At 72.9% G+C, this 18,442-nt stretch carries 15 protein-coding genes; all 15 read right to left on the bottom strand.

Going from position 1 to position 18,442, the window contains the following annotated elements; all coding sequences use genetic code 11:
- The 15 genes from recN to DFH01_RS09960 all read right to left on the bottom strand — a co-directional run bounded on the left by recN (position 1) and on the right by DFH01_RS09960 (position 18,442).
- Positions 1 to 1,680: a DNA repair protein RecN gene (recN, locus tag DFH01_RS09890; protein WP_109870275.1), complete on the bottom strand. Its 1,680-nt coding sequence runs from the start codon at positions 1,678 to 1,680 to the stop codon at positions 1 to 3.
- 22 nt (positions 1,681 to 1,702) lie between these two features.
- Positions 1,703 to 2,677 (bottom strand): outer membrane protein assembly factor BamD, encoded by a 975-nt coding sequence (locus DFH01_RS09895; protein WP_442899694.1) that lies wholly within the window; start codon positions 2,675 to 2,677, stop codon positions 1,703 to 1,705.
- Positions 2,625 to 3,575, bottom strand: a complete 951-nt coding sequence (gene lpxC, locus DFH01_RS09900; protein ID WP_109870277.1) for a UDP-3-O-acyl-N-acetylglucosamine deacetylase — start codon at positions 3,573 to 3,575, stop codon at positions 2,625 to 2,627. The genes DFH01_RS09895 and lpxC overlap by 53 nt, the downstream gene beginning before the upstream one ends.
- Before the next feature lie 199 nt (positions 3,576 to 3,774).
- Positions 3,775 to 5,295 carry a cell division protein FtsZ gene (gene ftsZ, locus DFH01_RS09905; protein WP_109870278.1) on the bottom strand — a complete coding sequence of 507 codons (1,521 nt, stop codon included), beginning with the start codon at positions 5,293 to 5,295 and terminating at the stop codon, positions 3,775 to 3,777.
- 69 nt (positions 5,296 to 5,364) lie between these two features.
- Positions 5,365 to 6,657 (bottom strand): cell division protein FtsA, encoded by a 1,293-nt coding sequence (gene ftsA, locus DFH01_RS09910; RefSeq protein ID WP_109870279.1) that lies wholly within the window; start codon positions 6,655 to 6,657, stop codon positions 5,365 to 5,367.
- Positions 6,654 to 7,550, bottom strand: coding sequence for a cell division protein FtsQ/DivIB (locus DFH01_RS09915; RefSeq protein WP_233256057.1), 897 nt, complete (start codon positions 7,548 to 7,550; stop codon positions 6,654 to 6,656). The genes ftsA and DFH01_RS09915 overlap by 4 nt, the downstream gene beginning before the upstream one ends.
- A complete protein-coding gene (locus DFH01_RS09920; protein ID WP_109870281.1) occupies positions 7,543 to 8,460 on the bottom strand; it encodes a D-alanine--D-alanine ligase in 918 nt (305 codons plus the stop codon). Before DFH01_RS09920 ends, DFH01_RS09915 begins: the two co-directional genes overlap by 8 nt.
- Complete coding sequence (murB, locus tag DFH01_RS09925) at positions 8,457 to 9,353, bottom strand: UDP-N-acetylmuramate dehydrogenase (RefSeq protein ID WP_109870282.1); 897 nt, start codon at positions 9,351 to 9,353, stop codon at positions 8,457 to 8,459. The genes DFH01_RS09920 and murB overlap by 4 nt, the downstream gene beginning before the upstream one ends.
- Before the next feature lie 8 nt (positions 9,354 to 9,361).
- Positions 9,362 to 10,804 carry a UDP-N-acetylmuramate--L-alanine ligase gene (gene murC, locus DFH01_RS09930; protein ID WP_109870283.1) on the bottom strand — a complete coding sequence of 481 codons (1,443 nt, stop codon included), beginning with the start codon at positions 10,802 to 10,804 and terminating at the stop codon, positions 9,362 to 9,364.
- A complete protein-coding gene (gene murG, locus DFH01_RS09935; protein ID WP_109870284.1) occupies positions 10,804 to 11,940 on the bottom strand; it encodes an undecaprenyldiphospho-muramoylpentapeptide beta-N-acetylglucosaminyltransferase in 1,137 nt (378 codons plus the stop codon). The genes murC and murG overlap by 1 nt, the downstream gene beginning before the upstream one ends.
- Positions 11,940 to 13,073, bottom strand: coding sequence for an FtsW/RodA/SpoVE family cell cycle protein (locus DFH01_RS09940; RefSeq protein ID WP_109870285.1), 1,134 nt, complete (start codon positions 13,071 to 13,073; stop codon positions 11,940 to 11,942). The genes murG and DFH01_RS09940 overlap by 1 nt, the downstream gene beginning before the upstream one ends.
- The gene (gene murD, locus DFH01_RS09945) at positions 13,070 to 14,458 is read right to left on the bottom strand and encodes a UDP-N-acetylmuramoyl-L-alanine--D-glutamate ligase (RefSeq protein WP_109870286.1); all 1,389 of its coding nucleotides are present in this window, start codon (positions 14,456 to 14,458) and stop codon (positions 13,070 to 13,072) included. The genes DFH01_RS09940 and murD overlap by 4 nt, the downstream gene beginning before the upstream one ends.
- Positions 14,455 to 15,543: a phospho-N-acetylmuramoyl-pentapeptide-transferase gene (gene mraY / locus DFH01_RS09950; protein WP_109870287.1), complete on the bottom strand. Its 1,089-nt coding sequence runs from the start codon at positions 15,541 to 15,543 to the stop codon at positions 14,455 to 14,457. Before mraY ends, murD begins: the two co-directional genes overlap by 4 nt.
- Complete coding sequence (locus tag DFH01_RS09955) at positions 15,540 to 16,949, bottom strand: UDP-N-acetylmuramoyl-tripeptide--D-alanyl-D-alanine ligase (RefSeq protein WP_109870288.1); 1,410 nt, start codon at positions 16,947 to 16,949, stop codon at positions 15,540 to 15,542. Before DFH01_RS09955 ends, mraY begins: the two co-directional genes overlap by 4 nt.
- Positions 16,946 to 18,442 (bottom strand): UDP-N-acetylmuramoyl-L-alanyl-D-glutamate--2,6-diaminopimelate ligase, encoded by a 1,497-nt coding sequence (locus tag DFH01_RS09960; RefSeq protein WP_109870289.1) that lies wholly within the window; start codon positions 18,440 to 18,442, stop codon positions 16,946 to 16,948. The genes DFH01_RS09955 and DFH01_RS09960 overlap by 4 nt, the downstream gene beginning before the upstream one ends.

Consider the following 18,442-nt stretch of genomic DNA (forward strand, 5'->3'; position numbering starts at 1 on the left):
TCACAGCAGCCCGCCCGCCAGCAGGCTGTCGGCGGCGGCGCGCGCGGCCTCCGTCACGCGCTCCCCGGCGAGCATGCGGGCGATCTCCTCGCGCCGCGCGCCCTCGTCGAGCGGCGTCACGCGCGTCTCCGCGCGCCCGCCCTTCACCTGCTTCGCCACGGACAGATGCCGCACGCCGCGCGCGGCCACCTGCGGCGAATGCGTCACGACTAGCACCTGCAACCGCTCCGCCACGCGCGCCAGGCGCTCGCCCACCGCGGCTGCCGTCGCGCCGCCGATGCCGCTGTCCACCTCGTCGAACACAAGTGTGGGAACCGGCGAGCCGCGCGCCAGCACCACCTTCAGCGCCAACATCAGGCGCGAGAGCTCGCCGCCGCTCGCCACCTTGTCGAGCGCGCCCGGCGCCTGGCCGGGATTGGTGGAGACGAGGAAGGTCACGCGGTCCACGCCGTCCGGCCCCCAGGCGCCTTCCGGCTTCGGCGCCACCTCCACCACCAGCCGGGCGCGATCCAGCTTCAGCGGCGGCAATTCCCGCGCCACCGCCTTCTCGAGCTTCGCCGCCGCGGCCTGCCGCTGCTCGCTGAGCCGCCCGGAAGCGGCCAGGTAGGACTCGCGCGCCGCCGACGCCGTCCGCTCCGCCGCCGTCACGCGATCCGTGCCGGCATCCAGCGCGGCCAGCCGCGCCTTCAGCGTCGCCAGCAGGGAGGGCAGCTCCACCACCGGCACCATGTGCTTCCGGGCGGCCGCGCGCAGCGCGAACAGCCGCTCCTCCACCTGTTCCAGCCGGCGCGGATCGGGACCGGCATCATGCGCCAGCCGCTGCATCGCCGTCTCGGCCTCCGCCAGGGCATCCAGCGCGCGGCCAAGCGCCTCCAGCGCGGGCTCAGCCTCGGTGTTCGGGGCCGGCAGGCGTTCCAACGCGCGGACGGCGCCGCGCAGCGCCGTCGCCGGATTCGCCGCGCGCCGGTCGCGTGGCGAAAGGGCCGACAGCGCCTCGGCTATGGCTTCGCTGCGCCGCTCGCCCTGTTGCAGCTTCTGCCGCTCGGCCGCGAGCAAATCCTCCTCGCCCTCCTCCGGCGCCAGCGCCTCGAGCTCGCCGACCGCGTGGCGCAGGAATTCCTCGTCGCGCTGCGCCGCCGCGATCTCCTCCCGTGCGGCAGCCAGGGCCTGTGCGGCGGCGCGCCAGGCGCGATGCGCCTCCGCCACTTCGGTGCGCAACTTTTCGAGCGCGCCCGCGGCGTCAAGCAGCGCTGCATGTGCGGCCGGATCGGCCAGCCCGACCTGCTCGTGCTGCCCCTGCACCTCGACCAGCAGCGCCCCCAGCCGGCGCAGCAGCGCCAGGCCCACCGGCTGGTCGTTGGCAAAGGCGCGGGAGCGGCCATCGGCCGTGACCACGCGACGCAGCACGAGTTCGTCCTCGGCCTCGATGCCCTGTTCGGTCAGCAGCGCGCGCGACGGATGATCCTCCGCCACCGAGAAGGCGGCCGCGACGCTCGCCTGCGGCTGCCCCGCACGCACCAGCCCGCTATCGGCGCGCGCGCCGAGGGCGAGGCCCAGGCTGTCCAGCAGGATGGATTTCCCGGCGCCGGTCTCGCCGGTGAGCACGGTCAGGCCCGGCCCGAAGCCGAGGTCGAGCCGTTCGATCAGCACCACGTCACGGATGGCGAGCGAGGTCAGCACGGCCCGCCGCGCCTCCGCCGGCCTAAAAGATGCTGCCGATGTTCCGCTGCCACCAGCCGGGCCGTTCCGTGCCGGCATTGGGCCCGTCCACCAGCAGCGCATAGCTGTCCTGGTACCACTCGCTGCCTGGGAAGTTGTGGCCGAGAACTGACGCGGTGCGCCGCGCCTCCTCGGTCAGGCCGAGCGCCAGGTAGATCTCCGTCAGGCGGTGCAGCGCCTCCGGCACGTGGTTGGTGGTCTGGTATTCCTCCACCACCCGGCGGAAGCGGCCGATCGCGGCCACGTAGAGGCGGCGATTCTGATAGAAGCGCCCGACCACCATCTCATGTCCCGCCAGATGGTCCCGGCCGAGGTCCATCTTCAGCCGCGCGTCGCGCGCATAGGGCGTGTTGGGGAAGCGGTTCGCCACGTCCTGCAGCGCCGCCATCGCCTGCTCGGTGGTGGTCTGGTCCCGTTGCGTGTCGTTGATCTGCTCGTAGAGCGAGAGAGCCCGCAGGTAATAGGCATAGGCGATGTCGCGATGCGCCGGGTGAAGCTGGATGAACCGGTCCAGGGCGCCGATCGCCTCCGTGTAGCGGTTGCGCATGTATTCGCCATACGCGCTCATCAGCTTCGCGTTGGTGGCGAAGGCCGAATAGGGATGCTCGCGCTCGACGATGTCGAAGAGCTGCACCGCGCGGGGGTACTGCTCGGCGTTCAGCGCCTCCATGCCCGCGGCGAAGAGGCTCTCGGGCGAGGAATCGGCGGTCTGCTGCCGCAGGGTGGGGCTGAGGCTTTCCTGCTGCCCATCCCACAGGGAGCCGCCGCAGGCCGCGATCGGCAGAACCAAGGCCAGCAATAGGGGAAGGCGACGGAGCATCGGTGTCCAGGTCCGCATGGGCGGAGCTATACCACAGCGCGGCACGGAGCGGGCAAGGCGCCCTGCGGCACCTTCCCGTCGCGAATCAGGCGATTGCGGGGGCGGCGGCGACGGGCAGGCGGCTGACCGCGGCGCCATCCGCCGGAAGCTGCCCGTCCGTGAGGCGCCAGGCGCCACGATCGGCGAACAGGGCGCGCAGCAGCCGGTTGTTCAGCGCATGGCCGGAGCGATGCCCGACGAACCGCCCGGAGATCGCGGCGCCGGCAAGGGCCAGGTCACCCACGACATCGAGTAGCTTGTGGCGCACGAACTCGTCCGGACGGCGCAGCCCGGCCGGGTTCAGCACCAGCGGCCCGTCCACCACCACCGCATTGGCCAGGCTGCCGCCCTGCGCCAGGCCCGCCGCGCGCAGCCGCGCGATGTCCTCGGCCAGCGCGAAGGTGCGCGCATCGGAGAGGCCGGCGCGGAACGCCGCCGGGGTCACGCGCAGCGACAGGGACTGGCGGCCGATGGCCGTCGCCGGGAATTCGATGGTCAGCGCGGCCTCGAAGCCGGGCGTGCTGCCGGGATGGAGCTCGGCGAAGGCCTCGCCATCCTCGACGCGAACCGGGCGCAGCACCTCGAGAACCGGCGCCGCCATCGGCAGCGCGGCGGTGCCGGCGCAGTCGATCAGGAAGACAAAGGGTGCCGCCGAACCGTCGAGGATCGGAACTTCCGGCCCGTCGAGCTCCACCACGGCGTCGGTCACGCCGGTGCCCGCCAGCGCGGCCATGACATGCTCGACCGTGCCGACTCGCGCCTGCGGCGCATCCGCCGCGACCAGCGCGGTGCAGAGGCGGGTGTCCACCACGCGGTCGAACCGCGCCGGCATCTCCACGCCCAGGTCGCTGCGCCGGAACACGATCCCGGTGCCGCCCGCCGCCGGGCGCAGCACCATCGTGACGCGCCGGCCGCTGTGCAGCCCGACGCCCACGCAGTGGATCGCCGTCTTCAGCGTGCGCCGGCTGGCGATGTCGATGGTGAGGAAACCGTCCATTCCCGCTCCGAGGTCCGATGCGCGACGGCGTCCGGTCAGAGACCTGGCGCCGTCCACGCGGGACGCCCAAGGGGAGCGTCCCAGCCCTGGAGTGCCATCTCCAGGGCTGGAAGGCCATTCAAGCCTTGTTTCGCCATATTACTTTGCAAGGCATTGTTTTGGCTCACTTAGTGCGCTGCAAAAACGCCCCAAATCCGCCTCAATTGCTCTGCCGGCGAAGGAAGGTCGGAATGTCGAGTCCCATCTCCTCCTGCGGCGCCACGCGGGCCGCTGGGCGGGCGGTCGGCTCGGCCACCGGCTCGACGCGCGGCGTCGGGGTGGGCTGCGCCGCAGCCTCCGGCACCTCCCGCCGCATCAGGCCGGAGAGGCCCGTCGCGGTGCGGAACAGGCTGCGCAGCCCGCCGCCCGAGGCCGGCTGCGCCGGTGCCACGGGGCGTGCCGCCACGGGCGCGCGCAGCGCGGGTTCCGCCGCCTGCGCAAGCACCACCGGTTCCACCGTTGCCTGCGCCTCGACCTGCTCCACCACCATGGCGGGTGCGGCGGGTGCCACCTGTGCCGGCGCCACGAAGGCATGCGCGGCGCGCGCCGCGCCGAGGACCGGCGCCGCCACGCGCGGCCCGGCACCCCCGCCCGCGGCCATGCGCATCGGCTGCGCCGCGGCGACCGCGGCCGTCGCCACGGCCTGCACCGGCGCCGCCACGCCCCCGCCCACCGCGACCAGCTTCGGCCGCTCGGCCTCCTTCGCCACCGCCGCGTCGATGCCGGTGGCGACCACCGAGACCCGGATGCGGCCGTTCATGGTCTCGTCGATCGAGGAGCCGAAGATGATGTTGGCGTCCTCGTCCACCTCCTTGCGGATGCGGTGCACCGCCTCGTCCACCTCGAACAGCGTCATGTCGTAGCCGCCCGTGATGTTGATCAGCACGCCGCGGGCGCCGCGCATGAAGGTGTCCTCGAGCAGCGGGTTGCTGATGGCCGATTCGGCGGCCTTCACCGCGCGCTCCTCGCCCTCCATCTCGCCGGTGCCCATCATCGCCTTGCCCATCTCCGCCATCACCGTGCGGATGTCGGCGAAGTCGAGGTTCACCAGGCCCGGATTGACCATCAGGTCGGTCACGCCGCGCACGCCCATGTAGAGGACGTTGTCGGCCATCTTGAAGGCTTCCGCGAAGGTCGTGCGCTCATTCGCCATGCGGAAGAGGTTCTGGTTCGGGATCACGATCAGCGTGTCCACGAATTGCTGCAGCTCCTCGATGCCCGATTCCGCAGCCTTGCGCCGCTTCGGCCCCTCGAAGTCGAAGGGCTTGGTCACCACGCCGACGGTCAGGATCCCGCGCTCCCGCGCCATGCGCGCGATGACCGGCGCCGCACCCGTGCCGGTGCCGCCGCCCATGCCGGCGGTGACGAAGACCATGTGGCTGCCTTCCAGGTGGCGCGCCAGCTCCTCGGTCGCTTCCTCCGCCGCGGCACGGCCGATCTCCGGCTTCGCGCCGGCGCCGAGCCCCTGCGTCAGGTGCGGGCCGAGCTGCACGCGCCGCGTCGCCTTGGAATTCACCAGCGACTGCGCATCGGTGTTGGCGACCAGGAAGTCCACGCCGTCCAGGCCCATGGTGACCATGTTGTTCACGGCGTTGGTCCCGCCGCCGCCAACGCCGACGACGCTGATGCGCGGGGTGAAGTCCGTGGTGGTGTGCGCGGCGATGGTGAGGTTCAGCGTCATGTCGGGCCTCTCCTGGAACTCAGCCTTGGTGGCGTGGCGGGTGGCGATGGGCGGGGCTGGCGTTGCGCATCACGCGCGCGCCTTAAGCCAGTCGAAGAAGCGGCGGATGGGGTTGCCGGTCCGCTCGGGACCGGGCGCCACATCCACGATCGGGCGGCCTTCGCCGGCGGCCCAGGCGAGCAGGCCGACGGCAACCGCGAAGGGGGCGCCGCCGGCAGTCTCCGGCAGGCCGCGCGTGGCGCGCGGGCGGCCGAGCCGCACCTGGCGCTCCAGCACCGTCGCGGCGAGCTCGCGGGCGCCGATCAGCAGGCTGCCGCCGCCGGTCAGCACCACGCGGGTGCCGGCTTCCTTCGCGACGCCGGCCTGTTCCAGCCGGTCGCGCACGAATTCGAAGGTCTCCTCCAGCCGCGGGCGGATGATGTTGACCACCATGGCGCGCGGGATGCGCGCGATGTGGTCCTCCTCCTCGCCCACCAGCGGGATCGGCAGCATCTCGCGCTCGTCATCGGCCGAGGCCAGCGCCCCGCCATGCAGAGTCTTCAGCCGTTCGGCGTGATTGATCGGCGTGGAGAGCACGCGCGCCAAATCGTTCGTCACCTGCCAGCCGCCGACCGGCACCTGGCTGGTGTGGATCAGCTGGCCTTCCGCGAAGACGGCGATGGAGGTGGTGCCGCCGCCCATGTCGATCACCGTCGCGCCGATGCGCTTCTCGTCCTCCACCAGCGTCGCGAGCCCGGCGGCGAAGGGTGCGGAGACCAGCTCCTCCACCTCCAGGTCGCACCGCGCGAGGCAGGTGCCGAGGTTGCGCAGCGCGGCCTGCGAGGCATCAACCAGATGCACGCGCGCGGCCAGCGTCTCGCACACCATGCCGCGCGGATCCTCGACGCCGGGCGTCTCGTCCACGGTGAAGGAGACCGGTGCGCCATGCACCGTCTCCCGCCCGTCCTCATGCCCGCGGCGACGGCCCTCGGCCAGGATCGCGCGGAGGTCGGCATCGGTCACGGCGCGTCCATTGATCGGCCATTGCACATGCAGCAGCCGCGAATCGGGCTGCCCGCAGGAGAGGTTGACGATCATGCCGGACAGCTTGGTGTCCGACATCTCCTCCGCCTGGCCGACCGCGGCGCGGATCGCGCGCTCGGCTTCCTCCAGGTCCACGATGGAGCCGCCCTTCACGCCGCGGCCACGCTGCCAGCCGAAGCCCAGCACGCGCGGCGTGCCGTCGCCTTCGATGCGCGCGATCAGGCAGACGGTCTTGGTCGTGCCGATGTCGAGCACGCCGAAGGTGCCGCTGCGCGCATGCCGGCGCCGCGGCGTCGGCGCGCCCTCGACCGGGATGGGCAGCCGGGAGAGGGCGTTCATCCGCTTCTGCCTCCGCGCCGCTGCGCCTGGGGTGGCGGTTCCGCCGGCGGGTGCTGGCGCAGCACCATCCGGTCCGGCAGGCGCATGTCGATCGCGACCAGCGGCCGGTCGAGCAGCGCGTTGCGCGCATGCATCTCCGCCAGGCGGTTCAGCGCCGGCGCCTCATGGCCCTCGGGCAGCAGCACGTCGGTGCCGCTGTGCAGCTTCAGGTTCCAGCGCCGCTCGCCCACGCGCACCATGGCCTGTGTGCGCTCCAGGATCGGGCGATGCGCCAGCAGCAGGTCGTACAGCGCCGCACCCCGCGTCTCCGCCCCGGCGCCCACCACCAGCGGCAGCGGCCCGAAGGCGTCGAGCGTCTCGCTCGTCACCACGCGGCCCTCGCGGTCGATGATCGCGAAGCGGCCCTGGTTCTGCCAGATCGCGAAGGGCGTGCGCTCCGTCAGGCGCACCAGAATGGTGCCGGGCAGGTGCCGCTCGACATCGGCATTCTCCACCCAGGCGATCGTCATCAGCCGCTCCCGCGCCTCGGCGGGCGAGAAGCCGAGCATCGGATCGCCGCGCTCCACGCCGACCGCGGCGCGGATCAGCTCGCGCGGCGTGTTGACGCGCCCCTCGACGATCACCTCCCGCACCTCGAGGCCGGCGGCGTCGCCGAACTGCGCGGCGTTTTCCACCAGCGCCTGCATCCGCCCCGCCGGATCGGCGAGGTAGAGCCCCGTGCCAACCGCCGCGAGCGCGCCGAAGCCGAGCAGCCCGAGCGCCGCCGGCTTCGCCAGGCCGCGGCGGCGCTTCAGCCAGAGCCGGAGGCGGCTCGGCCGATCCTGCTCCCGGCGCGTGCGCTTGCTGGCGTCCCTGGGGCCGTTGCGGCCGCTGCGGAGCGCGGTGCTAGCCACAGCGCGCCTCCCGCACCATCCAGGCGCAGAGATCGGGGAAGGGGATGCCGACATGCGCGGCCTGCTCTGGCACCAGGGAGGTGCGCGTCATGCCGGGCTGCGTGTTCACTTCCAGGATGTAGAGCCGGCCCGGCTCGCCCGCCGTGTCGTCGTAGCGGAAATCCGCGCGCGACACGCCGCGGCAGCCCAGTGCCTGGTGGGCGCGCAGCGCGACCTCCATCGCCTGCTCGCGGATCGCAGGGTGCACCGGCGCGGGCAGGGTGTGGCGGCTGCCGCCATCGGCGTATTTCGCCTCGTAGTCGTAGAACACGTTGCCGGTGGCGATCTCCGTCACCTCCAGCGGCCGGTCGCCCATGACGGCGACGGTCAGCTCGCGGCCGGGGATGTAGGCTTCCGCCATGATGCGGCGGTCGTAGCGCCACTTGCGCGCGACCTCCGCGCGCCGGTTGTCGCCCTCCCGCAGGATCTCGACGCCGACAGAGGAACCTTCGTTCACCGGCTTCACCACATAGGGGCGCGGCAGCGGGTCTTCCGCCTCCAGCTCCTCCGGCGAGACGATGCGCGAGGGCGCAACCGGCAGCCCCGCCGCGGCGAAGGCGGCCTTCGCGGCGGCCTTGTCCATCGCGACAGCGGAAGCCCGCAGCCCCGAATGCGTGTAGGGCAGGCCGAGCCAGTCCAGCACACCCTGGATGCAGCCATCCTCGCCGAAGCGGCCATGCAGGGCGTTGAACACGACATCGGGCTTCGCCGCCTGCAGCGCGGCGATCACCGCCGCGAGGTCCTGCGTGACCTCGATCGGCGTGACGTCGAAGCCGGCCTGGCGCAGCGCCGCGACCACCTGCGCACCGGTGGCGAGAGACACCTCGCGCTCGGCCGAGACGCCACCATGCAGGACCGCGACATGCGTCATGCCGGCTCTCCCAGCCGCTTGATCTCCCATTCCAGCTCGACGCCGGTCGCCGCCTTCACCCGCGCGCGCACCTCCTCGCCGAGCCCCTCGATGTCGGCCGCCGTGGCGCCGCCGGTGTTGAGCAGGAAATTCGCGTGCAGCTCGCTCACCTGCGCGCCGCCCTGGCGCAGGCCGCGGCAGCCCGCCTGATCCACAAGCTGCCAAGCCCGGTGGCCGGGCGGGTTCTTGAAGGTCGAGCCGCCGGTGCGCGAGCGGACGGGCTGCGTCGCCTCCCGCGCCGCGCGAATCTCGGCCATGCGCGCCGCGATCGCCGCCGCATCGCCCGGCACGCCGCGCAGCCGCGCGCGCACCACCACGCCGCCCTCCGGCAGCGCGGCCTTGCGATAGGCGAAGCCGAGCTCCGCGGCGGGCAGGCGCCGAAGGCCGCGCGGCGTCGCCACCTCGGCCCACTCAAGACAATCCTTGATCTCGCTGCCGTAGGCGCCAGCATTCATCGCCACCGCGCCGCCGATCGTGCCCGGGATGCCGCAGAGGAATTCCAGCCCGCCGAGGCCCGCCGCCGCCGCGTGCTCCGCCACCGTGGCATCCAGCGCCGCCGCGCCCGCAACGATTCCCTCGCCATCCACCGCGATGTCGCCGAAGGCGCGCCCCGCGAGCTTCACCACCACGCCGCGCAGGCCGCCATCGCGGATAATCAGGTTCGACGCCGCGCCGATCACCGTCACCCGCATGCCGGCGGGCAGGTCGCGCAGCAGCAGCAGCAGGTCGTCCGTGTCGGCGGGGCGCACCAGCCACTCCGCCGGGCCGCCCACGCGGAACCAGGTGAAGGGCGCCAGAGGCGCCCCGGCCTGGACGCGCCCGCGCAGCGGCGGCAGGGCGGCGTGGGAGGACATGCCCGGCCTCACTTGCTGCCGCCCACCAGCCGCGGCCGCGTGCGCGACTGCAGCGCGGCCAGCTGCTCCGGCAGCGCATGCGCCCAGCTGGTGATGTTGCCGGCGCCGAGGCAGACCACGTAGTCGCCCGGCTTGGCGATGGCGTTCACCATCTCCGCCAGGCTGTCCGGCCCCGGCAGCGGCACCACGGAACGATGCCCGCGCGCCCGCAGCCCTTCCACCAGCGCATCGCGGTCCACGCCCGGGATCGGCTGCTCGCCTGCCGCGTACACGTCAGCGACGATCACCGTCCCCGCATCGTTCATGCACGCACAAAAGTCCTCGAACAGCGTGGCGAGGCGGGAGTAGCGATGCGGCTGCACCACGGCGACGACGTCGCGCGCACCGGCCTGCCGGGCCGCCTTCAGCACGGCCGCGATCTCGACCGGGTGGTGGCCGTAGTCGTCGATCACGGTGATGCCGCCTGCCTCGCCGGTGCGGGTGAAGCGGCGCTTCACGCCCTTGAAGCCGGCCAGCGCCGTGCGGATGGTGTGCTCGTCCACGTCCATCTCGGTGGCGATGGCGATGGCGGCCAGCGCGTTCTGCACGTTGTGGTGGCCGAGCATCGGGAGGCGCATCGGCTTCAGCGTGCGGGTGCGCGTGGTGGTGCGGTCGCGCACCACCACCTCGAAGGTGGCGCCCATGCGGTCCGTGATCACGCGTTCGGCGCGCACATCGGCCTGGGGCGAGAAGCCGTAGGTGATGATGCGGCGATCCGACAGGCGCGGGATCATCGCCTGCACCTCCGGGTGGTCGGCGCAGAGCACGGCGAAGCCGTAGAAGGGGATGTTGCCGACGAACTGCGCGTAGCCCTCGCGCATCGCCTCCTCGGTGCCCCAGTGGTCCAGGTGCTCGGGGTCCATGTTGGTGACCACGGCCACCACCGCCGGCAGCTTCAGGAAGCTGCCGTCGCTCTCATCCGCCTCCACCACCATCCAGTCGCCGGCGCCGAGGCGGGTGTTGGTGCCATAGGCGTTGATGATGCCGCCATTGATGACCGTGGGGTCCAGCTTCGCCGCCTCCAGCACCGCCGCGACGAGGCTGGTGGTGGTGGTCTTGCCATGCGTGCCGCCGATCGCGACGGACCATTTCAGCCGCATCAGCTCGGCCAGCATCTCGGCGCGCCGCACCACGGGGATCAGTCGCGCCCGCGCGACCTGCACTTCCGGGTTGTCGCGCTTCACCGCGGTGGAGACGACCACCACCTGCGCGCCGCCCAGGTTCTGCGCCTCATGCCCGACCATCACCGGGATGCCCGCATCGCGCAGCCGCGCGACGTTGTAGCCTTCCGAGATGTCGCTGCCCTGCACCTGGTAGCCGAGGTTGTGCAGCACCTGGGCGATGCCGGACATGCCGATGCCGCCGATGCCGACGAAGTGGATGGGGCCGATGGAAAGCGGCAGCGCGCGCATCAGCGGAACTCCGGCAGCGCTTCGGCGCGCATGAGCGATTGCACGAGGTCGGCGAGGCGGCGCGCGGCTTCGGGATGCGCCTCCTTCGCCGCGGCCGCCGCGGCGCGCGCCAGCACGGGCGCGTTGGTCAGCACCGCGCCCAGGTGGCGGGCCAGCGCCTCCGCCGTGAAGGCGGCCTGCTGCATCAGCCAGGCGGCGCCGGCCGCGGCGAGGGAGCGCGCATTGCCGCTCTGGTGGTCGTCGATCGCGCTCGGCAGCGGCACCAGCACCGAAGGCCGCCCGGCGCAGGCGAGCTCCGCCACGGTGGAGGCGCCGGCCCGCGCAATCACCAGATGTGCCATGGCCAGCCGCGTCGCGATGTCGCCGAAGAAGGGCGAGAGGTCGGCCGGCACGCCCGCGGCGCGATAGGCCGATTCGACGCGCGGCAGATCTTCCGCCCGCGTCTGCTGCGTCACCACCAGACGACCGCGCAGCGCCTCCGGCAGCGCCGCGATCGCGGCGGGCACGACGTCCGAGAACACCCGCGCGCCGAGCGACCCGCCCAGCACCAGCAGCCGGATCGCGCCGTCCTCGGCGGGGGGCGCATAGCCCTGGCCCGCCATGGCGGCGAGCGCCGGGCGCACCGGATTGCCGACCAGCCGAGCCTTCGCCCCCGCCGGCACCCGCGCCGTCTCCGCGACCGACAACGCCAGCAGGTCCGCGCGCGGCGCCAGCAGCCGGTTGGCGCGGCCGAGCACCGCATTCTGCTCGTGCAGCGCGGTGGCAGGCCGGCGGCCGGCGGGCATGGTCAGCGCGGCGATGATCGGCGGCACCGAGGGATAGCCGCCGAAGCCGACGACTGCCGCGGCCTCGAGGCGCTTGAGGATGCGGCGTGCCTCCAGCGTGCCGGCGGCGAGCGCGAGCGCCCCTGCGGCCGCTGCTTTCGGACCGCGCCCGGCGATGCCCGATCCCTTCAGCACGAAGCGCTCCGCGCTGCCGAAGGCCGGGCTCTCGAAGGCAGAGCTGCGCGCATCCGTCATCAGCGCGATCCGCTCGCCGCGCGCGATCAGCTCCGCCGCCAGCGCTTCCGCCGGGAACAGGTGGCCGCCGGTGCCGCCGGCGGCGATCACGACGGGACGTGCCGCGGGGCCCCGCATCACGTCTCGTCCTCCGCACGCGACAGCCGGCGCCGCGTCAGCGCCAGCAGCATGCCCATCCCCATCGCGATCGCAAGCACGGAGGAGCCGCCATAGCTCACGAAGGGCAGCGTCATTCCCTTGGTCGGGATCAGGTGCAGCGAGGACGCCATGTTGACGAAGGCCTGCAGCCCGAACTGCGTCAGCAGCCCCGTCGCCGCCAGCACTACGAACAGGTCCGTCTCGTGCATCAGCCGCACCAGGCCGCGCACCACCACGAAGGCGAAGAGCGCGAGGATCAGCAGGCAGACCACCAGCCCGAATTCCTCGCCCGCCACCGCGAAGACGAAGTCGGCATGCGCATCCGGGAGCACATTCTTGACCCGCCCCTCGCCGGGCCCGCGGCCGAGCAGCCCGCCATGCCCGAAGGCTTCCAGCGCGACGCTCACCTGGTAGTTGTCGCCGGAGGAGGGGTCGAGGAAGCGCTGCACGCGCGACTGCACATGGGGGAACAGCATGTAGGCCAGCCCCGCGCCGGCGAGGCCCAGCAGCCCGACGAAGCCCACCACGAACAGGTTCAGGCCCGCGACGAAGAACTGCGCGAAGAACACCGCGGTGATCACCAGCAACATGCCGATGTCCGGCTGCCCCTTGAGCAGCGCGGCGATGCCGAGGAACAGCCCGATCGCCAGCAGCGTGGCGCCCCAGCGCCGGTTCAGCTTGCCCTCGGCGATCAGCCACGCGGCGACGATCGCGAAGCAGGGCTTGAGGAATTCGGAGGGCTGCACGGAGCCGAGGCCGGGGATGGAGAGCCAGCGCCGCGCGCCCTTGATCTCCGCGCCCATCACCAGCGTCGCCGCCACCAGCAGCAGCGAGCCGCCGAGCCCGACCCAGCCCAGCAGCCGCACCTCCCGGATGCTCAGCATGGAGACCGCCACCATCACGGCCGTCGCCATCCCGAGATAGGCGATCTGCCGCACGAAGAACATGTTGCGGGAGGAGGCGCCGATGCGCTCCGCGACGGCCGGCGAGGCCGCCAGCATCATCACGTAGCCGAAGCCGATCAGCGCCAGCAGCGCCGCCAGCGTCCAGCGGTCGATGGTCCACCACCAGCGGCCCAGGACAGAGGTGTCGGCGCGGGAGACGGCGATCATGCCGCCCTCCCCATGTCCCCGGAGACCAGCGCGCGCACCAGGGCGCGGAAGCGGTCGCCGCGCGCGTCGAAGCCAGTGAACTGATCGAAGCTGGCGCAGGCGGGCGAAAGCAGGACCACCGGCGCGGCGCCGGCGCGGGCTGCCGCGGCGGCGGCGGGCACGGCCTCGTCCAGCGTGCCGGCGACCTCATGCGGCACGCCATGCGCGGCGAGCGTCGCGGCCAGGATCGGCGCGTCCCGCCCGATCAGCACCGCGCGGGCGATGCGCGGGAAGAACGGCGCAAGGCTCTCGATCCCGCCATCCTTCGCCATGCCGCCGGCGATCCACACCACCCGGTCGTAGGAGGCCAGCGCACGCGCCGCGCTGTCCGCGTTGGTTGCCTTGCTGTCGTTCACGAAGCTCACGCCGCCGAGCGCGCCGACGCGCTCCTGACGGTGCGGCAGGCCGGGAAACAATGCGAAGCCCGCGGCGATCTCGCCGGCCGTCAGGCCAAGCTCGCGCGCGACGGCTGCCGCCGCCGCCGCATTCTGCGCATTGTGGCTGCCGGGCAGGGCAGGGGCGTCGCGGAGGTCGGCGATGTCGCCATCCTCGTCCCGCAGCACGCCATCCTCGGCCCAGATGCCGCCCGCGACCCGGCCGAGCCCCGAGATCGGCACCAGCCGCGCGCGGACCTGAGCGGCGAGCGCGCGCGTCATCGCATCGTCCTGGCCGAGCACGGCCAGGTCCGTCGGCTCCTGCCGCGCGAAGATGTTCGCCTTTGCAGCGGCATAGCCGGCCATGTTGCCATGGCGGTCGAGATGATCGGCGCTGAGATTCAGCATCACGGCGCAGTTGAAGCGGATCGTGGCGATTCGCTCCAACATGTAGGACGACATTTCGAGGGTATAGACGCCCTCATCCCCCAACATCTTGAGGCCGAGGGCCGGGGGGCCGAGGTTGCCACCCACCTCCGCCACCCGCCCCGCGCCGCGCAGCAGGTGGTGGATCAGGGCGGTCGTGGTGGACTTTCCGTTGGTGCCGGTCACGCCCACGAACCGCGCCGCGCTGCCCGCCGCGCGCACCGCGCGGAACAGGAACTCTGCGTCCGAGAGAATGGGCACACCGGCTTCCCGGGCGCGCGCCGCCGCCGGGTGCGCCCGCGGCAGCAGATGCGGGATGCCGGGCGAGAGCAGCAAAGCATCGTATCGGAACGATCCGGACGCGGGATCGCTGAGGACGAGGCCGGCCTCTTCCGCCGCCCGCCGCGCCACCTCCCCGTCGTCCCAGGCGGTGACCTCGGCGCCCCACGCCGCCAGGCGTTGCGCCGTAGGCAGCCCGGCGCGGCCGAGCCCCACCACCGCGATCCGCCGCCCGGCGAAGGGAGTGAAGCCGGACGGCTCGCTCATCGGATCTTCAGCGTCGAGAGCCCGACCAGCGCCAGCACCATGGCGATGATCCAGAACCGGATGACGATGGTCGGCTCCGCCCAGCCCTTCTTCTCGAAATGGTGGTGCAGCGGCGCCATCAGGAACACGCGCCGCCCGGTGCGCTTGAACCAGAAGACCTGGATGACGACCGAAAGCGTCTCCACCACGAACAACCCGCCGACGATCGCCAGCACGATCTCGTGCTTCGTCGCCACCGCCACCGCGCCAAGCGCGCCGCCGATGGAAAGGCTGCCGGTGTCGCCCATGAAGACCTTGGCCGGCGGCGCGTTGAACCACAGGAAGCCCAGCCCCGCGCCGATCAGCGCCGAGAGGAACACCGCCAGCTCGCCGGTGCCCGGCACGAAATGCAGTTGCAGGTAGTCCGCGAAGACGCGGTTGCCGACCAGATAGGCGATGAAGGCGAAGACGCCGGCCGCGATCATCACCGGCACGATCGCCAGCCCGTCCAGCCCGTCGGTCAGGTTCACCGCGTTCGACGCCCCCATCATCACCAGCATGGCGAAGATCGGGAACAGCAGGCTGAGCGGCACCAGCACTTCCTTGAACACCGGCACCGCGAGCGTGGTGGAAAGCGGCCCGGGCAGCAGCGCCATCATCCAGATCGCCGCCGCCAGCCCGATCAGCCCCTGCGCGATCAGCTTGTGCCGGCCAGAGACGCCCTTGGTGTTGCGCTTGGTCACCTTCAGCCAGTCATCGGCGAAGCCGAGCGCGCCATAGCCCAGCGTCACCATCAGCACCGCCCAGACATAGCCGTTGCCCAGATCGGCCCAGAGCAGGGTGGAGCTGACCAGGCCGATCAGGATCAGCACGCCGCCCATCGTCGGCGTGCCCTTCTTGGTCAGCAGGTGGCTCTGCGGCCCGTCCTCGCGGATCGGCTGCCCGCCATTCTGCGTCGCGCGCAGGTAGCGGATCAGCCACGGCCCGAGCATCAGCGACAGGGCGAGCGCGGTCATGCACGCCGCGCCCGCGCGGAAGGTCAGGTAGCGGAAGAGGTTGAACAGCTGGAACTCTTCGGCCAGCGGGGACAGCAGGTTGAAGATCACGGAACCACTCCCGCGCCCTGCGCGCCTGCCTTGCCATCCAGGGCCTTGAGCGCCTCGACGACGAGCGCCATCCGGCTGCCGAGCGAGCCCTTCACCACCACCGCGTCACCGGGACGCAGCGCCGCCGCGACCATCGGCGCAAGCGCCGCGCTGTCCGGCGCATGCGCGCCGCGCTTCCCTTGCGGAAGCGCCTCGAACAGGTGGCGCATGAGCGGGCCGCAAGCATAGACCAGGTCCGCCGCCGCCGCGACATCCGGGGCAAGCTCCGCATGCATGGCAGGCCCGCCCGCCCCGAGTTCCAGCATGTCGCCGAGCACGACGATCCGCCGCGAAGCCGGTTGCACGCGCAGCACCGACAGCGCCGCGCGAATCGATGCGGCGGAGGCATTGTAGCTGTCGTCGAGCAGCAGCGCTTCGCCGCCCGGCAGCGCCAGCCGCACCCGTGCCCCGCGCCCGGCGCCGACATCGAAGCCGGAGAGCGCCTCGGCGGCCACCACCGCATCCCCGCCCATGGCATGCACGGCCGCGATCGCCGCGCAGGCATTCAGCGCCAGATGCATGCCCGGCGCGCCGAGATGCACCGATAGCGGCAGCCCGTCCATCAACAGCCGCGCCGTGCCGCGCTCCGGTTCCGCCACGTAGTCCGTCAGCTGGATCTCGGCCCGCGCGCTCTCGCCGAAGGTCAGCACCTTCGCCCGCGCGTCCTTCGCACGTTCCAGCAGGCGCGGCAGGAAGGGCGTGTCGGCGGGCAGCACCGCGGCGCCGCCGGGCTCGAGACCCGCCAGGATGTCCGCCTTTTCCTCCGCGATCGCCGCCTGGCTGCCGAGCCGGCCGATATGGGAGGTGCCGATGGTCGTGATCACCACCACATGCGGCCGCGCAAGGCGCGACAGCGGCGCAATCTCGCCGCGGCTGTTCATGCCGATCTCGATGATGGCGAAGGCAGCGTCGCGCGGCAGCCGGGCCAGCGTCAGCGGCACGCCCCAATGGTTGTTGTAGCTCGCCGCGGCGGCATGGGTCGGGCCGAGCGCGCTGCAGGCGGCGCGCAGCATCTCCTTCGTCGTCGTCTTGCCGACGCTGCCGGTGACGCCGATGAAGCGCGCCCCGCTGCGCGCCCGCGCCGCGGCGCCGAGCGCGCGCAGCCCGGCCAGCGTGTCGGGCACGCGCAGCAGCGGCGCATCGGCCGGGACGCCCGGCGGGTCGTGGTCCACCATCGCGGCGACGGCGCCCCGGGCCAGCGCCTCGGCGACGAAGTCATGCCCGTCGCGGGCGTCGCGCAGCGCCACGAACAGGTCGCCCGGCTGCAGGCTGCGCGTGTCGATCGAAACGCCGCTCGCGGCGATCTCGAAGGCGAGCGTGCCGCCGGTCGCGCTCCGCAGCTCGGCGGCGGTCCACAGCGCGCTCATGCCGCCGCCCCGCCCGGGAAGGCCAAGCCGCGCACCACGCTGACATCGTCGAAGGGGTGCGTGACGGCACCGATGGTCTGCCCGCTCTCATGCCCCTTGCCGGCGACGGCCAGCACGTCGCCCGGCCCGAGCGCCGCGAGCGCGCGGGCAATCGCCCCCGCCCGGTCACCGGCGTCGATCCCGCCGGGACAACCGGCCAGTACCGCCGCGCGGATCGCCGCCGGGTCCTCGCTGCGAGGGTTGTCGTCGGTTACCCAGCAGGCATCGGCGCGCTGCGCGCAGGCCGCGCCCATCAGCGGGCGCTTGCCGGGATCGCGGTCGCCGCCGGCGCCGAACAGCACATGCAGCTTCGCGCCCGGCGCGACATGCGGCCGCAGCGCCGCCAGCAGCCGTTCCAGCGCATCGGGCGTGTGCGCGTAGTCCACATAGACCGTCGCGCCGTTGCCGAGCTTCGCCGCGAGTTCCATCCGTCCGCGTACGCCGGCGAGCGCGGGCAGCAGCGCCACGGCGCGCGCCGGCGCCATCCCGGTCGCCACCGCCAGCGCCAGCGCCATCAGCGCGTTGTCGGCCTGGAAGCGGCCGGGGAGGGCGAGCGTCACCGCATGCCGCGCGCCGAAGGCCTCGATCTCCAACTCCTGCCCGTCGGGCCGCGGCACCTGGTGCAGCAGCCGCACCGCGTCGCCCCGCTCGCCCACCGTCAGCAGCCGCAGCCCGCGCCGCGCGGCGATGGCGCGCAGCGCCGCGAGGCTCTCCGCCTCCATCTCCGCATTGGCGACGGCCGCCGCGCCCGCCGGCAGCAGCGTGTCGAAGAGTCGCAGCTTGGCCGCGCGATAGGCGTCCATCCCGCCGTGGTAGTCGAGGTGGTCGCGGGTCAGGTTGGTGAAGCCCGCCGCGGCCAGCGTCACGCCATCGAGCCGCCTCTGGTCGAGCCCGTGGGAGGAAGCCTCCATCGCCGCATGGCCGATGCCCGCTTGGGCCAGCGCCGCCAGCGTCGCATGCAACGCCACGGGATCCGGCGTGGTCAGCGAGGGGCCCGGCGGGAAGCCGGGCGCGACGAGGCCGAGCGTGCCGAGCGAAGCGGCGGGCGCGCCGTCCAGCGTCCAGAGCTGGCGCAGGAAATCCACCGTGCTCGTCTTGCCGTTGGTCCCCGTCACCGCGACCAGGGTCGCCGGCTGCGCGCCGTGGAAGGCGGCGGCGAGCAGGGCGAGGGCGCGACGCGGATCGGCCGCGGTCAGCAGCGGCCGCGGCGGCACCGCATCCGGCCAGCGCGTGCCCTCCGGGGCCAGCACCGCCGCGGCGCCAAGCCGAACGGCCTCGGCGATGAAGGCGCGGCCATCGGCGCGTGCGCCGGGCAGCGCGGCGAAGAGGAAGCCTGGCGCGACGGCGCGGCTGTCGGCGGTCAGGCCCGCGATGCGCGGCGGCTCGCCGCCTTGCCACGGGGGCAGGTCCGGATGGGCGCGGAGAAGGGCGTCCAGTCGGGGCGCGGCCTGCAT

The sequence above is a fragment of the Falsiroseomonas bella genome (assembly GCF_003173615.1).
Lineage (GTDB): Bacteria > Pseudomonadota > Alphaproteobacteria > Acetobacterales > Acetobacteraceae > Falsiroseomonas > Falsiroseomonas bella.